The sequence below is a fragment of the Planktomarina temperata RCA23 genome (genome assembly GCF_000738435.1).
Taxonomy (GTDB): Bacteria; Pseudomonadota; Alphaproteobacteria; order Rhodobacterales; family Rhodobacteraceae; genus Planktomarina; species Planktomarina temperata.
The window spans coordinates 2,762,722-2,779,513 of record NZ_CP003984.1; the positions used below are offsets into that span (position 1 = coordinate 2,762,722).

Sequence of the window (16,792 nt, forward strand, 5' to 3'; positions counted from 1 at the left end):
CTCCCAAAACTAGCGCGATTGGCAAGAGGTGTATATGGTGAGTGATTTTTGGACGCCAGAGTTTAACATTACGCATCGCCCCGATGGCACAATTCTAATGGCCAATGCTGATCCCTTGATGGGCTATTTGCCGACCCTTGCGGATTACCTCGACAAATGGGCGGCGGACACGCCGGATACGATTTTTCTGGGATGCCGCGATGAGCAGGGGCAATGGGAAACCATCACCTATGCTGAGGCACTTCATCAAACCCGTTGTGTGGCATCCGCTTTGCTTGCACTGGGGCTTTGCGCAGACAGACCACTCGTGATTTTGTCAAAAAATAGCTTGGCCCATGCGGTGATGGGATTGGCCTGCCTCTATGTTGGCATTCCCTATGCGCCGGTGTCTCCAGCCTATTCCCTGCTGTCGCAAGACCATAAAAAGTTGAAGGATATTGCACAGCTCCTCCTGCCAGGCGCCGTGTTTGCCGATGATGGCGCAGCTTTCGCACCCGCCATTTTGGCCGCATTTCCCTCAGAGTGTCAGGTTATAAACGTCACGCCTGGTCAGCCCAACGCGTTGCAATACAAAGACCTGTTAAACTATGATCCGAAGGGGGCGGATGCCGCGCGCGCTGCCATCTGCGCAGATGATGTCGTGAAATACCTCTTTACTTCTGGCTCCACCGGCGCGCCCAAAGCGGTGATAAACACCAATGGCATGATCTGCGCCATGCAGGCGATGGTACGCGATTGCTACAGGTATTTGGAAAAAGAGCCTCCGGTGGTGCTCGATTGGGCGCCATGGAACCATACAGCCGCGGGCAATAAGGTCTTTTATCTCGCGCTCACAAACGGCGGATCCTATTACATTGACCATGGCCGTCCCGTTCCTGGGCAAATCGATCAAACCCTGCGCAATCTGAATGAAATTGCCTGCACTTGGTATTTCAACGTACCGATTGGCTGGGACCTTTTGGTGCCAGAACTGGAACGTGATGCAGATTTGGCAGCGACGTTCTTTTCCAAATTGGGAATGATGTTTTACGCCGGCGCCGGCTTGTCACAACAAACATGGGACCGGCTGCAAGCCATTGCGCGCAAAACCACTGGGCGCGACGTGCTGCTCGCCACCTCTTTGGGTGCCACTGAAACCGCGCCCTTTGCCCTTGCCTGCACGCAAATTCAGGATAAATCTGGCAATGTTGGGGTGCCTGCAAGGGGCCTGTCGATGAAACTTGTGCCCCATGGTGGGACACTCGAACTGCGCCTCAAAGGCCCGAGCATCACCCCCGGATATTACAAAAATCTTGAAAAAACTGCAGAAGCTTTTGACGAGGAGGGTTATTACTGCATGGGCGATGCCTTGCGTCCAGCCGATCCAGAAGACTTAACCCAAGGGTTTTTCTTTGACGGACGATTGGCGGAAAACTTCAAACTCAGCACGGGGACCTGGGTGTCTGTCGGTGCGCTGCGTACCAGCCTGGTGAATACCATGCAGGGGCTCGTGCGCGATGTGGTGATTGTCGGCGAAAACAGGCCAGAATTGGGCGCGTTGTTGCTTCTCTCACAGACGGGGAAATCTCTCAGTCCGACGGAACGGGACCAGCGTATTGCCGCTCTATTGAGCGATGCGGCACAGCGCGCAACTGGATCGGCCAGCCGGGTGACACGCGCCACGGTTTTGCCGCAAGAGCCGAGCTTTGACCGAGGCGAGGTGACCGAAAAAGGTTCGCTGAACCAGCGCGCGATGCGCCGCGCTCATGAGCAGATCATAGAGGCTCTTTACCGAGGCGCCGGCGAAGTTTACCTGGCAAAACTCTAACCGCCCATCACCCAAACGAGCCAGAGGGTGATCGACGGGAAACAGGTCAAAAACACAACCCGAATAAGGTCCGTAACAACAAAAGGCAAAGCGCCCCGATAGGTCTCCGAAATAGGTGTCGTTTTGGCCATATTGTTGATGATAAAGAGATTCAGCCCAACCGGTGGTGTGATCAATCCGACCTCAACCACAATAAGCACCAAGATGCCAAACCACAGGCCGAAATCATTGTAACTCATGCCAAAATCGAGAACGGAGACAATGGGAAAAACGATAGGCACCGTGAGCAAGACCATCGACAGGCTATCCATGATGCAGCCGAAAAGCAGGTACATCAGCAAGACAAGGGTCAAAACCAACCAAGGCGAGAATCCTTGCTCCCCCACCCAGGCCGCGGTCGATTGCGGCAATTGGGTCAAGGACAGGAAGTTGTTGTAAATTCCCGCTGCCAGAATAATGAAAAAAATCATTGCGGTTGATGAGGCCGTAGACAGGATCGCCTCTTGCAAACGTCCCCAGCTCATCTGACCGCTCGACCATGCGATGAGCCCTGTTCCCGCGGCCCCAACCGCGGCGGCCTCTGTCGGGGTGAAAATACCGCCGTAGATTCCGCCAACAACGCCGGCGAAAATCGCCACGACCGGCCAAACAGTGCCCAGCATTTTCAAACGATCCGGCCAGGCCACCCGCGGGCTGACCGCAGCCGCATTCGGCCAAACGCGCATCCAGATTGAGATCGCCAATATATAACCAAGCGCAGCCAAAATACCGGGAATAAGGGCAGCAACAAAAAGTTTCGCAATATTTTGTTCCGCGAGGATCGCATAGATCACCAAAATGACAGAAGGCGGGATCAAAATGCCCAACGTACCCCCTGCCGCCAATGCGCCGGTGGACAGGGAATCGGGATAGCCGAAGCGGCGCAATTCAGGCAAGGCCACCTGCCCCATTGTTGCGGCTGTCGCGAGCGAGGAGCCACAAATCGCGCCAAACCCAGCACAGGCCCCGACCGCTGACATCGCCACACCGCCTTTGCGATGGCCAAGAAAGCTCTCAGCGGTCTTGAACAAAGAGGCAGACATCCCCGACAGGGTTGCAAACTGTCCCATCAGCAAAAACAACGGGATAATTGAAAACGAATAGTTTGAAAACGTGCCATAGGTGAGCGTTTTTAGTTGGTTCAACGTCATCGCCGTTGAGCCGATGACCATATAGGTACCCGCAACGCCCACCCCGATCATGGCCAAGCCAATTGGCGCGCGTAGGAAAATGAGAACCAAAAGAACGGGAAACGACCAGAGTGCGAGGTCAAAGTTCGTCATCATCTACTCCTCAAACCCGGCCAAACGTCGGGCGGCGCGTATCACGCAAAATATGGCGACCAGAACAAAACCCAAGGCGCCAATCAAGGCCAATGCATAGCCCTGCCAAACGGGAATCTGCGCAATAAGCGTCGTCTCACCATAGGTGATTTTGTCCTGCATACCCAAGTAAAGCCGCTGGGACCCGACTGTGGCGACAAATGCCATGGCCAGGTTGAACAGCAAATCCAACCCCTGGTTGATGCGGCGCGGAATGGCCCATTGGAAAAGATCCACCCGGGCGTGAGTCTCGCGCAATTGCGCCAAGGGCAGAAAGGCAAAGACAGCCGCCGAAATTCCAATTTCGGTAATATCATAAATCCCACGAATGGGGCCGATGCCGATATCCAAAGGCACAAAGACGCGACCAATAATTGACAGGCATGTAAGTACGATCAAAACTATGAGCGCACCGCCGCCGGCGAGAGCCAGAGTGCGGGCAATGACTTGAGCTATGTGTTGCGATTGCGCGTACATTTCAATTCCTCATAAACAAAGGGGGCCAGACGGCCCCCTCTTATATTTCAAGTTGTGACATCAGCCACCATATTTTTTGATGAGCTGTTTGGCCTCATCAATCAGACCCGCGCCATCGATGCCCTGTGCATCCATGTCGGTGACCCATTGATCAACCACCGGCTCCGCAGCCGCTTTCCAGCGCGCCACTTCCGCATCATCCAACACGGTGATCGTATTGCCCGCATCTTGTGCAATTTTGCGCGCACCAGCGTCCATATCCCACATAACTTGCGCCGCGAATTTTGACAATTTCTCCCCAGATTCTGCATCCAAAATTGCGCGCAGATCGTCAGGAAGTGCGTTGTATTTATCCTTGTTCATCACCAGGATGATTGCTGAGGTGTAGAAGGCCTCATCGCCCGAAAATTCAGTGTGATTGCCCACCAATTCCGACAGCCGTATCGCAGTTGTCACCTCCCATGGAATCACAGTGCCTTTGACCACGCCTTTGGACAGCGCCTCTGGAATGGCCGGTAGCGGCATGCCCACAGGCTCGGCGCCCAATTCGCCCAACAAATTGTTGATGATCCGAGTTGGGCCGCGCAGGGTCAAACCTTTCATATCTTCGAGACTGTTAACCCCATCTTTGGAATGAATTTGACCCGGTCCATGCACCCATGCGCCAAGCACTTGCACATCCTTATATTCGTTGGATGACCAATCTGTGTCCACTTTTTGCCAATAAGCCGCAGAGGTCGCCACCGGGTTTGTCATCATAAAGGGCAGCTCGAAGACTTCCGTGCGTGGAAACAATCCGGGCGTATAGCCTGCGACGGTCATGGCGAGATCCACCACCCCATCGCGGGCCTGCCCCAGAAGCTCAGGAGGACGCCCGCCCAGAGACATGGCATCAAAATGTTCGATTTTAATCCGGCCGCCCGAGGCTTCCTCCACATTCGCCGCCCAAGGCTTCAATATGAGCTTCGGCACAGGCGCCGGCGGCGGTAAGAATTGGTGCAACCTAAGCGTTACGTCCTGCGCAAGCGCAGCGCCACCCACGAAGGCCAGAGCAGCCGCTCCAAGCAGTGCTGTTTTTAGTGTGTGTATACGTTTCATGTATTCCTCCCAGTTGAAACAACGGACTTTATGTCCTTTAGTTATGTCAATCCCGAAACCGTGGCGGTCTTTTCTCCAAAAACGCCCGCAACCCCTCTTTTGCACCTTCTGTTGTTTGCGACATGGCAGCCGCGAGGCTTTCTGCAAAAAGTCCATCATCGGCGGACATATTGGCCACCCGTGGTATGGTTTGTATCATGAGATAATTCGAAAATTCAGCATTTTGAGCAATGCGCCGTGCCAAATCCTGCGCGCGGCTTAAGGCTTGACCCTCCCCAACGCTATAGTGGGACAATCCAAGGTTCAGCCCTTCCTCTTGCCCATAGCTGCGGCCCGTCAGCATCATCTCGCGCAACCGATCTGGGCCTAAAATGCGCCCTACGCGCACGGTTGCCCCGCCACCTACGAAAATACCGCGCAGACCCTCGGGCAGTTGAAATCGCACCGAAGGTTCTGCGACGCGCACATGGCTGGCCGCTGCAATCTCAAGCCCACCGCCAATCACCGCACCGGTCAAAGCCGACACCACGGGAAGGCCACCGAATTCGATTTGATCCATCACGCGATGCCAGTTGCGCGAATGGTACACATTATCAATGGACTTGCGTTGTTCATGTTCAGCCAAGTCGAGCCCAGCACAAAAATGCCCGCCCGCACCGGCTAGAACCACCGCATCCACATTTTTAGGGGGCGATGAGAAAAACCGATCCAATTCTTCTATAAAGCTGTCGTTGACCGCATTGCGTTTGTCAGCCCTGTTAAAGGTGACTGTTGCAATCCTATCGGACAGATCAACCTTTAAAACTCTTGGGGTTTGTCCACCATCGGGCATCAGATCACCATCTTTTCTTGAACTCTAAAATTGTTTTACGATGAAACAGTTTTCCTGTATAGCAATTTCTACATTGTGTTTGATGTTGGAGGTCCCATGGTCGATTTTTCAAAAGTTACCGCGATTGATTTTCACACCCATGCCGAGGAACCCTGCAACACCTGTAGAGACGATGGCTATAATGAATTTCAATCTTCAATGGCGGCCTATTTTAAAAATCCAGCCGGAGCGGAGGGCATGTTGCCAACAGTTCAGGACACAGCCGATTACTATCGCGCACGCAATATTGCCGCGGTGATCTTTCCGGTTGATGCAGAACGAGAAACCGGCTTCAAGCGTTATTCCAACGAAGAGGTTGCGCAGATCTGCGCTCAAAATGATGATATATTGATCCCTTTCGCCAGTGTGGACCCCCACAAAGGAAAGGCCGGCGCACGAGAAATACGGCGCTTGGTCCGCGATTTTGGCGTCAGGGGCTTTAAATTTCACCCGACCATGCAGGGATTTTATCCCAATGACCGAGAGGCCTGTTACGCGGTTCTAGAAGCCTGTGCAGAAGAAGGGGCTATTACACTCTTTCACACCGGACAAACGGGCGTGGGCTCTGGCATGCGCGGCGGCATGGGGATGCGATTGAAATATTCAAATCCGATGCACCTTGATGATGTGGCCGTAGATTTCCCTGATATGCCAATTATTTTGGCACATCCGTCATTTCCTTGGACCGAAGAGGGTCTCGCAGTCTGCCAGCACAAACCCAATGTCTATTATGATATGTCCGGCTGGTCGCCGAAATATTTTCCTGAAACTTTCATACGCTACGCAAATTCCATTCTGAAACACAAAATGTTATTTGGGTCAGACTGGCCTGCCATTACCCCGGACCGCTGGCTCAAAGACTTCGCGGAGGCGCCCTTCAAAGAGGAAGTGCGCCCTCTCATACTCAAGGAAAATGCCATGCGATTGCTTGGAGAAACGGAATGAAACGCAGGATGACCCAAGCGCAGCTAAATGGCGCGGTTTTGGCTTTCGCAAGCCGCTCAACCTGCCGGTGCTGTTAAATTAAGATGAAACGGACCACTCATACCAACGCGATGCCAGGTAATTTTCCGCATCCAAAATACCCACGGGGAAGCGCCTCATGAAAGATGTTGATGTTGTCATTGCCGGCGGCGGGATCGGTGGCTTAACCCTAGCGCTCACGCTGCATCAAATAGGGGTGTCTTCCGTGGTGCTGGAAACGGCCAGAGCCATGCGGCCCCTGGGGGTCGGAATCAATATTCAACCCAATGCCGTCCGCGAACTCTTCGCTTTAGGGATTGGGGCAGATTTGCTGGATCAAGTCGGCCTTCCCGTACAAGAATGGGCCTTACTTGGGCTGAACGGCAAAGAGGTTTACGCCGAGCCGCGCGGCACATTTGCAGGCTACAACTGGCCACAATATGCCGTGCATCGCGGCAATCTGCATATGCTGCTCTATCACCAAGTCATTGAACGAATGGGCCCCGATGCAGTCAAACTCGGTGCAAGAGCCCTCGGATATGACAGATCAAACCCAAAGCAGCCAGTCTGCCATGTTCAAACAGGTGACGGGCAGGAACAGAGCTACAAATGCACACTATTGATTGGAGCCGATGGCATCCATTCGGCAATCCGCGCCCAAATGCACCCCGATCAAGCGCCCATTCATTGGGGCGGTGCCATTATGTGGCGCGGCACCCTGCGCGCTAAACCAATGCGCAGCCCCTCATCTTTCATAGGGCTCGGCACGCATCAACGGCGCATGGTAATTTATCCAATCTCCAAACCCGACGATCAGGGGCTATCGCTCATCAACTGGATTGCTGAGGTGACAGTAGACAGCAGCGGCGGCTGGCAACAAGACAGCTGGTTTCGCGAAACCAAGTTGCATGAATTCGCGCATCACTTCGAGGATTTCAATTATGATTGGCTCGATGTTCCAGCGATGCTGAGGGCGGCAGATTGCGCCTATGAAAATCCAATGATCGATAGGGATCCTATCTCATCATGGGTTGATGGCCCGGTCGCGTTGATGGGCGATGCAGCCCATCCTATGTATCCAACTGGCTCCAATGGTGCCAGCCAAGCCATCATGGACGCGCGCATCATTGGGGCAAAGTTAATCGCGCATGGAATTGGCCCCCGGGCCCTGTCAGAATATAATGCGGAACTTTGCGAGCCTATCTCGCAACTTGTGTTGCGCAATCGAAGCGCGGGTCCATTTGGCCTCTTAAACCTGCTTCATGATCGTTGCGGCGGGGTATTTGACGACATTGAAACCGTCATTCCTGCTCAGGAACGTGACACGTTTATGGGCAAATATAAGCAGGCGGCAGGATTTGCCAAAGACATGCTAAATGCAGCTCCAGCAACAATAGCGGTGGGCGCCACTGTTTAAGCGCCTGGGTGGCCAGTGACCCTACTTATGCAGCCCCAAAAATAGCGTAACTCTGCGCGCGCAGCGGCGATGTGCTCAAGGTCGCCCTTGGGGCGTGAGGGAGGAGAAGGGTTTGCCAACAGCATCTTGGTATTCCGCCTCATCCCAAAACCCAATCAGAATGCCTGACTCCGCCGCGATCTTCTGGCGCGCCAGCACCTCGGGGGTCGCCGTTATTCGCGTGTGATGGCGTGTCGCCCATTTCAAGAGGGCAGATTCCATGCGCGCGCGGGTTTTGACGCATAATGGGTCTTCAGACGCGCCAAGATCGACCAATTCATCGGGATCGTTTTGCAAATCCCACAAGACGGGCCTGAAGCCCTCACATCGGATATACTTCCAACGCCCGTCGAAAATCATCGTCGTATGGGCGTCTTCTTGCGGCTGCCCAAGGGCGACGGCCATTTCAGACCAGTGGTAATCATGTTCACTGATCACATAGCGGCGTGAGAAGCCATCTTTGCCGTGCAGGATCGAAGTCAGATCGCGACCTTCGATCACATGGGGCTTGGGTGCACAGCCCAGTGCTTCCATAAAGGTTGCAGGCAGGTCGATCATTTCAACCAACGCATCGCTGACCAAGCCACGCGTTCCGTCGGCCTCAGGGCGCGGGTCGGCGATGATCAACGGCACTTTGACAGCGGCTTCATGGTAGAAATCCTTGTCGCCCATCCAATGATCACCCAAGTAATCACCATGATCCGAGGTAAACGCGATGATGGTGTTCTCGCTGAACCCTTCGGCATCCATCCACGCGAACAGCCGCCCTAGATTGTCGTCCAATTGTTTGATCAGGCCCATGTAGGCCGGAATGACGTGTTCACGCAGGTGATCTCGCGAAAAGCTTTTACAGACTCGCGCGTTATGGTAGGCGCGCACTAAGGGGTGATCGGTCTCACGCTCCATGTCAGAACGCACCGGCGGAAGAATGTGCCGCTCGTCATACATTTCGTGATAGGGTGCCGGGACGATATAGGGCCAATGCGGCTTGATATAGGACAGATGGCACATCCACGGTCGCCCGTCGGTCCGCGCCTCGCGCATAAAGTCCATGGCCCGATTTGTCATATAGGCGGTTTCAGAATGTTCTTCGGGCACATTTGCCGCCAAGCGCGAATTCTTCAACAGCCATGCCGAGAGCAATTCGCCGTCCGAATCCAACCCGGAATTGGCGAAGTCTTCCCATGGGTTATCCGAGGCAAAACCATGCGCCACCAGATAGTCGTCATAGGCGGACCAGTTCTGGCGCGGGCTATCAGGATGCAAGCCATCGTCTCGTTCGAAAGGCTCGAACCCGCATTGGGATCGGGCCACGCCAATCTCACTTTGGGGATCAATCCCAAGCCATGCCATGCCTTCCAGGTCGGCCGTCATATGCGTCTTGCCCACCAGCACCGCCCGGGCACCAACCTGCCTCAGGTGATCCCCGAGCGTGGGTTCGCCAACACGCAGAGGCATGCCGTTCCATGTTGCCCCATGGCTGCGCACATAGCGACCCGTATAGGCGGACATCCGGGAGGGACCACAGACAGGCGATTGCACATAGGCATTTGTAAATCGTACCCCACGAGCCGCCAACGCATCGATATTTGGCGTGTCCAGATGCGGGTGACCGTAACAGCTGAGATAATCAAACCGCAGTTGATCCGCCATGATCCACAAGATGTTCGGCTTATCGGTCATATTTGTTCCTTCGCAACAATGTCTTCAATCGGTGCCCGTAAAAACATGTCGAGGCGATCAAGATAATTGACAAACTCCACCAGTTCCTCCTCTGAGTAGACCTCCTTCAAGGCGGCGCGCCGACGGGCCATAACAGGTGCGGCTCGATCATAAGCCGCGCGCCCAGCCTGCGAAACTTCGACGATGGTTTGGCGGCTGTCTGTCTCGCTTCGCCGCATGGTGACAAACCCTTTACGGCGCATCTCGGGCAAGGCACGACTTAGCAAGGAAGGATCCGCGCGCTGCATTGATGCAAGGTCTTTGATCGTCATCTGCCCGGCCTCGCAGAGATCCCATAGCACGCGCCATTCGACAATCGATAGCCCACCTCCTATTTGCAGCAAATGCTGCCCTTGCTTGCGAGAGGCCGCATAAATCGCAGGCAGGCGCGCAAATAAATTGAAGTGTTCTCGAACACGCCGCGCCGCGATTCGTTCTTTATCGCGTTCATTTAGATTGGCCATCGCGCCCTCCTCTAACCTGTGGACTAGCCCGAAGACTTAATGCGTGACAAGTCATATATTTTATGCCAGCTTTTTCAGAATGCGCCTCGTTGTCGGGGTAATTTGCGCTTTGGAGGTAGAAAAACAATGTTGAAGAAAACACTTTTGGGCTGCGCACTGTCGCTCGCGCCGCTGATCACAAATGCTCAGACAACCCTGACGGCTGAGACCACCACACCCGGCTCAACACCGCATTACATCGACTCGACTTTGGCTGCGGTCCTTGCCAGCGCCGGTGTGGCAACGATGCAGATCACCGAGGGCGCGACCCTTACCAACTCGGTTCAAGCAGTCGCCGAGGGGCGTTTGGATATGGCCCCTGCGCCGCTGATCTTGCCTTTCCTGATGTCGCGGGGGATCGGCCCTTATAGCGGCATTGGTCCTGACAAGGGTGCCGAGCTTGCCGCCAATATTCGGGTGATATTCTTCAATGCCGGATCTGCACAGATACTTGGCTACTATAATAGCAATCCAATCGAAGACATCCGCGACCTGTCAGGCAAGCGCATCTGGAACGGTCCGCCCCGCGGCGCGGCGCTGACCTCTGGTCGTGCCATGATCCAACTATTGTCTGGCATCAAGGATGGAGAGGGCTATGAAGGTATTCAGAGCCCATGGCCGGATACGGTTCCAACAATCACCGGTGGCGGTGTCGACGCTTGGACCATTCCCGAGGGCTTGCCCTCTGGTCGCGAGATTGCAATCGCGGCCTCGGGCGGCATCACAATCCATGATGTCCCGTCTGATCTTCTGGCGAGCGAGCTTGGACAACAGATCATGAAGGCACCGGGCCACGCCCCCTATTCGGTTCCGATAGAAGCGTTCCGCAAAGCCTATGACGGCAACGACATCACCGTTGTGGTCGACGACGATAGCTTTGACAGCTTCGCGACCGCTTTTGGTCAGATCGTCCCAGCGGGCATGGGCGAACAGCTGGTCTACGACATCGTGACGGCCTTTCTTGCAGGCGAAGAGCGCTTCCTCACAGGATCACCGCGGGGGCCGTTTGTGCGGATGAGCTTTGGTGATATCGATGGGGTGAGCCAAGGCGCCTGCGGTGCGGTTCAGATCAAAATGCATCCTGGCGCCATTCGCGCATATGAAGACGCCGGGCATACGATTGCCGACTGTCTGCGCCCCTAAACGCGCATTCCCGCACGGACGGGGCCCGCCCTGCCCGGCCCCCATCCTAACGAATGGCCCCCAATGTCAGATCAATCGCCCTCGAGAGACAAAGGCCACTATCTGGCCCTCGTGTTAGCCTTCATCCTCGTCATGGTTGGGCTGATCAACACCATGCCGGAAATACCAGGACTGCAAGACCTCGCGAGAGATCTGACAGGGCGTCCCTTTTTTCGAGTATCTGGCTTCCCTCCGGAATTCTTCTACCCGCCTATTTTTCTTGTGATGATGGTCATTGTCGCGCTTGATGCTAGTGTCTATCGTGCCTTGAAGAAAGACCGGCCCCATTTGGCATGGCTTGGTCTGTTACTAGACGCTGGGCTGATTCTTGCCGCGTTCCTAGCCGCCTTAGGGTTTCTGGTTGAAATCGATTCATTTTGTCTCATCGATCAGATCACGGGAGAGCGGGCGCGCCTGATCCAAGAGGCATCGGAAAGATCAGCGGGGCTTATACCAGGCATCTCATTCGAGGCGGAAGTCCCATCCTGTCAGGCGCGGTTCGGCATATGGATCATTCCGCTACTCTTTACGATCATTTCACTATTTTTTCTTTACAACGTGCGGGTTTGGGGTTTGCCGCTCGTCATGGTCGCCACTGTGGTGGTGGTCTACACCGTTGGCACCGCGCTGCTATGGATGTTCGATCTCAGCGACAACAATTTCTTACTGACCAAGTTGGGGGCCGATGGTGGCGACGCGCGCGCCGCAGCAATCCAAAAGGCAACCAATGTGTTCATCACCCCCGATGGCTTTATGGGCCGGTTCATGGATATCGTGGTCAATCAGGTGTTCCCCTATGTGATCCTCGGCGCCCTCTTCGGAACCTCAGCTGGCGGAACCTCGTTGATCAAGCTGGCGGTCCGTGCCACACGCCGCCTGCGCGGAGGCCCAGCCCATGCGGCCATCGTGTCGTCGGCGATGTTTGGCACCATCACAGGCGGGCCGGTCACCAATGTGTTATCAACAGGTCGGCTCACAATCCCGATGATGCGACGCAACGGATTTAGCCCGCAATTTGCTGGCGGCGTCGAGGCCGCGGCTTCATCTGGTGGGCAGATAATGCCGCCGGTCATGGGGGTGGCGGCCTTTGTCCTGGTTGCCTTGACAGCAGTCCCTTACACAAAAGTCATCACAGCCGCGTTTCTGCCCGCGATGTTCTTTTTCTTCTCGATCTTTCTTGCCGTCGTGTTCCAGGCTCGGCGTGAGAACGTCAAGGCAATGCGCGAAATCCCGGGCGACCTGATCATGTCGCGACAGGACTGGCTGAACCTTATCATCATCTTCGCTCCGATCTTTACGATCCTGTCACTTTTGCTCGGGAATAAAGACGTCATTAGCTCTGGTTTTGTCGCCTCTGTTTTACCCGCCTTCGTAACACAGACGCTTGTCAACGCGACAGGTGATGCTGTATCTGCTGGATGGTGGGCTGTGGCCGTCCTTGTTCCGCTGCTCTTTCTTGATCCCGAAACCCGTGCGAAGCCCAGCAAGATACTGCTGTCCTTGGCGGATGGTGGAATCCTAGTCTCGCGGTTGTTTCTTTTACTCTTCGCAGTTTCCATCATTTCGGCGTTCCTGAACGAAAGTGGCCTGACCGGAGAGCTAACCCGTGCCATAACCACATGGTTAGAACAGGCCCAGGTACTCAGCCTCTTTGGGTTTGATATCAAAATAGTAGGTGGCGTTTATCTGATGCTGGCACTGACCTGCGCCATGGGCTGTGCGATTCTTTTGGGAATGGGCATGCCGACTGTGCCTGCTTATGTGAATGTCGCTCTGCTTCTCGGCCCACTTCTCGCCAACCTTGGTGTAAGTTTTTTTACAGCCCACATGTTTGTCTTTTACTTTGCCGTAGCCTCTGCGATCACCCCACCCGTGGCAATTGCTGCGTTCGCGGCGGCCTCGATCACACGAACTGAACCGATGCGCACCGGTTTGGCAGCAGTGCGTATCGGCATTGTCATGTTTACGATCCCGTTCGTCTTCGCATGGTACCCGGAACTTTTACTGATCGAGGAAGCGGTGACCATTACGAATGATCAAGGCCAACGCGCCCTGATAGATGGGTATTCCGGTTCTGTGGACTGGCCCAGCCTTTCCGCACTTGGGTTGCGCATTGCCGTTGCGCTGTACCTAATGGCATCGGCTCTGGCCAAGTTTGACAAGGTTGCGATGAACATCTTGGAAGTTGCGCTTCGATTGTTGGCGGCTGTTTTGATTTTGTGGAAATCGGCAATGATCATGTGGATTGGCCTGGCCCTTGCTCTAATGCTGATCCTAGGCCACTACTTACTCCCTTTACGGGGTGACCGCGCCGCTTGATTGCAAGAAAAATGGGTGCTGTCAGACGAATGAGAACTCACATCTGATTGCTGGCGCGGCCTGACTCTATGCGCTCAATAATTGGCGCCGCGCAGCGAGAGCAGCGGCTCGGTTTCGCTTTAAATTGGTGCGTAAGTAGACGTGGCTTTAGGGCAGCCCTACGCAGCCAATCGGTCCCCTACACCCGACCCGTGTAGCGCCTTAAGCGGTTCGGAGTGGCCTCAGTGGGAAACAGCATACCGTAAGGCGGATGATTTCTGGGCTCGATTTAAAGTATCTGAATGGAGAGTGTTTTGTCATATGGCGAGGCTTTGAAACCGCCCGCCCCGTCTCAAGTTTGTTTTGTTTGACGGTGCCTTCTCAAGTGTTAATCACGCGATCACGCCTTTTGCGCGCCAGTCATCAAAAATTTCCAGCGCTTTATCGGCAAATTCCGCGTCATTGATGTGGCATTCTATCCGGTGAGCAATCACATTGCCTGGCAGTGTCTGTTCCAGTTCCAGCAAAAACGCGTTGAGTCCAGCCTGATTGTGTAAATCAGCACCCGCTCGGTCCCATTCTCCCAGACCCTTCTCAGGCAATAGCATGGCCACTGGCCCGGTTGCTTTGGCCAATTGCGCGCCATGCGCATGCGCCACCAACCGGCGTTCATCATCATTTAAGACAATCGAAGTCAGCAAGCGATTGTGTTCGTGTTTCAAGTGATCTGACCATTTGTCTGGCAAAGGTTGCCAACCAACGATATCCACAAGATCATAACATCCCGGCGCCACGATTTGCGGAGTGCCATTTAAGCCGGCATTGGTCAAACGATCCGCTCCAGCAGATATATTGGATCCGTGCACATGGTTGCCCAATTCCTGTGTGCAAAGATCGAAAACACAAGCAAACGCCCCCTGTCCTGCGAGGCTTTCAAATGCGCGCCCCCCCATACCGGTTGCGTGGAACACGGCGACCTCAAAACCACGGGCCTCAAGCGCAGGCTTCAGCGGAATGACGTATTTTAACGCAGAGGTTCCCAGCGACGTCATCCCAATCAAGGGTTTATCTGGATCTGGCATTTGCACCGCGCGTGCTGCGCCTAGAACGGCGCCTGCTGCTTGACTTAAGGAGGCCTTGCACACGGAATTCAGGCCATAAAGCCCCCCGGCCCATAAAATCATTTGCGTATCCGCTGCCAACCGTTCCGCTGGAATGAGCGGCGAAAACGATACCGTGGACACAATGTATTTCGGCACCCCAAGCGGCACTGCGGAACATACATCTAACGCAAGGTCTGTCCCCATTGTGCCGCCAAGAACAATCAACCCATGAAATCGACCTTCGGTGAACAATCGCGCCGCCAACAACGCCGCTCCTGTGGCCATGATCTGCATTGCCTGGTTTTCATTGCCCGAGGCGACGGCCGCTTGGATCGAACTTCCACCTTCTTGCGCAACATCGTGTTTGGAATAATCAGTAGGCTTGGATGGGTCACCCAACACAGACACGTCCATGGTGACCACTTGACCACCTTGCGCCTGGATCACTTCGGCCAGAAACCCTAACTCGTCATCTTTGGTGTCATAGGTGCCAATTACCAAAATGGTCTTGTTCATCATTGCAAAGCCCCGACAGTTTGATCCGCTTGGCTCTCAGAAGGAAATATTTATCCATCTTATGCAAGGATTTTTCGGAGCCAATGTCACGGGGTCCGGGGGGTGCCATGTACAATCCCCAAACCTTCACTCAAAAAATGGCCTGAGACGGGACATTCTAAACAAATGGCAAATAAAAGTCGCGGATCTCGTCGACACTTTTGTTGAGGAGACGCTTGAACTCATCTCGCTTGAGGTAGAGCAGCCCATCGCAATAGGCCTCGCCTACCGCTTGGCGCAACATCACATCTTTGTCCAAGGCCTCCAAGGATTTGTCCAAACCCGATGGAATGTGGCGCCGCTCCCGCACATTTTCCAACCCATCTAAATCCTCAGCTGGTTGCAGTGGCATATTTCCCGCCACGCCTAAGCGCGCAGCTTGCAATACAGCGGCCACAGCCTGATAGGGGCTTGTCGCACAATCGGCCATTCTATGTTCAAGACGCGCCGATTTGGGCGAACTTGTTGAACAACGTGTGGTCACCAAGCGATGATCTTCCGCCCAATTTGCCCAATACCCAGCCAAGCTTCCAGCGGCCAATCTGTCATAGCTGTTCACAGTCACTGCAAGCAGGCCCGCGAGCGCCTCATGGTGATGGATCAGCCCTGCGATGCAGTGTTGTCCAAGGTCTGACAAAGCGCCGTTTGGAGCAATCTGGTTTTGGTTGTCTTTGCCCACAAAACTGAAATTAACATGGAGCCCCGATCCACCACGATCCGGCACTGGCCTTGGCATAAATGTCAGCAAAAGCCCTTTTTTCAGTGCGATTTCTCTTGCCAATGTCTTCATCAGAAAGGCGTCATCACAGGCTTTAAGCGCATGATCGAACCGCAATGTCAGTTCGAACTGTCCATTGTCATATTCTCCGTTCATGCTTTCGATGGGGATTTCTGCGTGATGAGCGGCCTCCCAGATATCGTCCATGACACCCCGTGGATCATTTTCAGGGCCTGTTCCGTAAACGAAAGCTCCAGGCGTTTCATAGGGACGCCAAATACCATCTTGGTCACGTTGAAAGATATAAGCCTCGGTCTCGAGACCCACCATTGGGCTCAACCCTAGGGCTTCCCAATCTTTAATCGCACGTTTGAGCGTTGAGCGGGGGCACAGCCCAAAAGGTTCACCATCTACATGTAAATCGCCCAGCGCTATCTCCGTGCCGGCCTGCCAGCCCTTGCGTCGCTCGGCGTCCAAAATGAGATCCATGTCAGGCAGCCCGTCATAAACACCGCAGCCAGGAACGGGTAGTAAATCCCGGTCATAAGAGACAGCAAAAGCCCCGCGGGCAAAACCAATTTTGCCGCCGGCCGCCACATCGACCGGAACATATTTTCCCCGCGGAAGATTCAACATGTCATTGAACATAACGCGGGTGCGGGACATCTCCTCAGCCAT

At 54.4% G+C, this 16,792-nt stretch carries 13 protein-coding genes and 1 pseudogene; 5 read left to right on the forward strand and 9 right to left on the reverse strand.

The genetic code is table 11. From position 1 onward, the window contains the following. Window positions 1-37: 37 nt before the first annotated feature. Complete coding sequence (locus RCA23_RS13340; RefSeq protein ID WP_236631364.1) at window positions 38-1,807, forward strand: feruloyl-CoA synthase; 1,770 nt, start codon at window positions 38-40, stop codon at window positions 1,805-1,807. On the opposite strand, the gene RCA23_RS13345 is transcribed toward RCA23_RS13340, so the two are convergent. Genes RCA23_RS13345 through RCA23_RS13360 form a run of 4 tightly spaced genes read right to left on the reverse strand, consistent with a single transcriptional unit; the run spans window position 1,804 to window position 5,575 of the window. After that, a complete protein-coding gene (locus tag RCA23_RS13345) occupies window positions 1,804-3,129 on the reverse strand; it encodes a TRAP transporter large permease subunit (protein ID WP_044051588.1) in 1,326 nt (441 codons plus the stop codon). The two genes, RCA23_RS13340 and RCA23_RS13345, sit on opposite strands and share 4 nt — an antisense overlap. 3 nt (window positions 3,130-3,132) lie before the next feature. Beyond that, window positions 3,133-3,645, reverse strand: coding sequence for a TRAP transporter small permease (locus tag RCA23_RS13350; RefSeq protein ID WP_044050728.1), 513 nt, complete (start codon window positions 3,643-3,645; stop codon window positions 3,133-3,135). A gap of 60 nt (window positions 3,646-3,705) precedes the next feature. After that, window positions 3,706-4,743: a TRAP transporter substrate-binding protein gene (locus tag RCA23_RS13355; RefSeq protein ID WP_044050729.1), complete on the reverse strand. Its 1,038-nt coding sequence runs from the start codon at window positions 4,741-4,743 to the stop codon at window positions 3,706-3,708. A gap of 46 nt (window positions 4,744-4,789) precedes the next feature. Next, complete coding sequence (locus RCA23_RS13360) at window positions 4,790-5,575, reverse strand: crotonase/enoyl-CoA hydratase family protein (protein ID WP_044050730.1); 786 nt, start codon at window positions 5,573-5,575, stop codon at window positions 4,790-4,792. 96 nt (window positions 5,576-5,671) lie between these two features. On the opposite strand from RCA23_RS13360, the gene RCA23_RS13365 reads away from it, so the two are divergent. Next, complete coding sequence (locus RCA23_RS13365) at window positions 5,672-6,559, forward strand: amidohydrolase family protein (protein ID WP_044051589.1); 888 nt, start codon at window positions 5,672-5,674, stop codon at window positions 6,557-6,559. Between the two features lie 157 nt (window positions 6,560-6,716). Further along, the gene (locus tag RCA23_RS13370; RefSeq protein WP_044050731.1) at window positions 6,717-7,994 is read left to right on the forward strand and encodes a flavin-dependent oxidoreductase; all 1,278 of its coding nucleotides are present in this window, start codon (window positions 6,717-6,719) and stop codon (window positions 7,992-7,994) included. A 75-nt stretch (window positions 7,995-8,069) separates the two neighbouring features. Here RCA23_RS13370 and RCA23_RS13375 read toward each other — a convergent pair whose 3' ends face one another. Then, the gene (locus tag RCA23_RS13375; protein ID WP_044050732.1) at window positions 8,070-9,716 is read right to left on the reverse strand and encodes a sulfatase-like hydrolase/transferase; all 1,647 of its coding nucleotides are present in this window, start codon (window positions 9,714-9,716) and stop codon (window positions 8,070-8,072) included. Then, complete coding sequence (locus RCA23_RS13380; protein ID WP_044050733.1) at window positions 9,713-10,219, reverse strand: MarR family winged helix-turn-helix transcriptional regulator; 507 nt, start codon at window positions 10,217-10,219, stop codon at window positions 9,713-9,715. The genes RCA23_RS13375 and RCA23_RS13380 overlap by 4 nt, the downstream gene beginning before the upstream one ends. 126 nt (window positions 10,220-10,345) lie before the next feature. Here RCA23_RS13380 and RCA23_RS13385 point away from each other — a divergent pair, with 126 nt between their 5' ends. Together RCA23_RS13385 and RCA23_RS13390 are read left to right on the forward strand one after the other, a co-directional pair. Next, window positions 10,346-11,401, forward strand: coding sequence for a TAXI family TRAP transporter solute-binding subunit (locus RCA23_RS13385; protein WP_052377191.1), 1,056 nt, complete (start codon window positions 10,346-10,348; stop codon window positions 11,399-11,401). Window positions 11,402-11,464: 63 nt separating this feature from the next. After that, complete coding sequence (locus RCA23_RS13390) at window positions 11,465-13,759, forward strand: TRAP transporter permease (protein ID WP_044050734.1); 2,295 nt, start codon at window positions 11,465-11,467, stop codon at window positions 13,757-13,759. Window positions 13,760-13,972: 213 nt separating this feature from the next. Here the strand turns inward: RCA23_RS13390 and RCA23_RS17040 are convergent. The 3 genes and pseudogenes from RCA23_RS17040 to RCA23_RS13400 all read right to left on the reverse strand — a co-directional run. After that, a pseudogene (locus RCA23_RS17040) lies at window positions 13,973-14,059 on the reverse strand (IS6 family transposase); the annotation flags it as partial. Between the two features lie 71 nt (window positions 14,060-14,130). Beyond that, window positions 14,131-15,360: a Tm-1-like ATP-binding domain-containing protein gene (locus RCA23_RS13395; RefSeq protein ID WP_044050735.1), complete on the reverse strand. Its 1,230-nt coding sequence runs from the start codon at window positions 15,358-15,360 to the stop codon at window positions 14,131-14,133. Between the two features lie 154 nt (window positions 15,361-15,514). After that, window positions 15,515-16,792: a type I glutamate--ammonia ligase gene (locus tag RCA23_RS13400; protein ID WP_052377192.1), complete on the reverse strand. Its 1,278-nt coding sequence runs from the start codon at window positions 16,790-16,792 to the stop codon at window positions 15,515-15,517.

Bases quoted from the DNA above. Each gene is read 5' to 3' on its own strand.
- RCA23_RS13355 (WP_044050729.1), bottom strand. From the start codon at position 4,743: ATGAAACGTATACACACACTAAAAACAGCACTGCTTGGAGCGGCTGCT.
- RCA23_RS13390 (WP_044050734.1), top strand. From the start codon at position 11,465: ATGTCAGATCAATCGCCCTCGAGAGACAAAGGCCACTATCTGGCCCTC.
- RCA23_RS13385 (WP_052377191.1), top strand. From the start codon at position 10,346: ATGTTGAAGAAAACACTTTTGGGCTGCGCACTGTCGCTCGCGCCGCTG.
- RCA23_RS13350 (WP_044050728.1), bottom strand. From the start codon at position 3,645: ATGTACGCGCAATCGCAACACATAGCTCAAGTCATTGCCCGCACTCTG.
- RCA23_RS13360 (WP_044050730.1), bottom strand. From the start codon at position 5,575: ATGCCCGATGGTGGACAAACCCCAAGAGTTTTAAAGGTTGATCTGTCC.
- RCA23_RS13370 (WP_044050731.1), top strand. From the start codon at position 6,717: ATGAAAGATGTTGATGTTGTCATTGCCGGCGGCGGGATCGGTGGCTTA.
- RCA23_RS13400 (WP_052377192.1), bottom strand. From the start codon at position 16,792: ATGGCTGAGGAGATGTCCCGCACCCGCGTTATGTTCAATGACATGTTG.
- RCA23_RS13345 (WP_044051588.1), bottom strand. From the start codon at position 3,129: ATGACGAACTTTGACCTCGCACTCTGGTCGTTTCCCGTTCTTTTGGTT.
- RCA23_RS13380 (WP_044050733.1), bottom strand. From the start codon at position 10,219: ATGGCCAATCTAAATGAACGCGATAAAGAACGAATCGCGGCGCGGCGT.
- RCA23_RS13365 (WP_044051589.1), top strand. From the start codon at position 5,672: ATGGTCGATTTTTCAAAAGTTACCGCGATTGATTTTCACACCCATGCC.
- RCA23_RS13395 (WP_044050735.1), bottom strand. From the start codon at position 15,360: ATGATGAACAAGACCATTTTGGTAATTGGCACCTATGACACCAAAGAT.
- RCA23_RS13375 (WP_044050732.1), bottom strand. From the start codon at position 9,716: ATGACCGATAAGCCGAACATCTTGTGGATCATGGCGGATCAACTGCGG.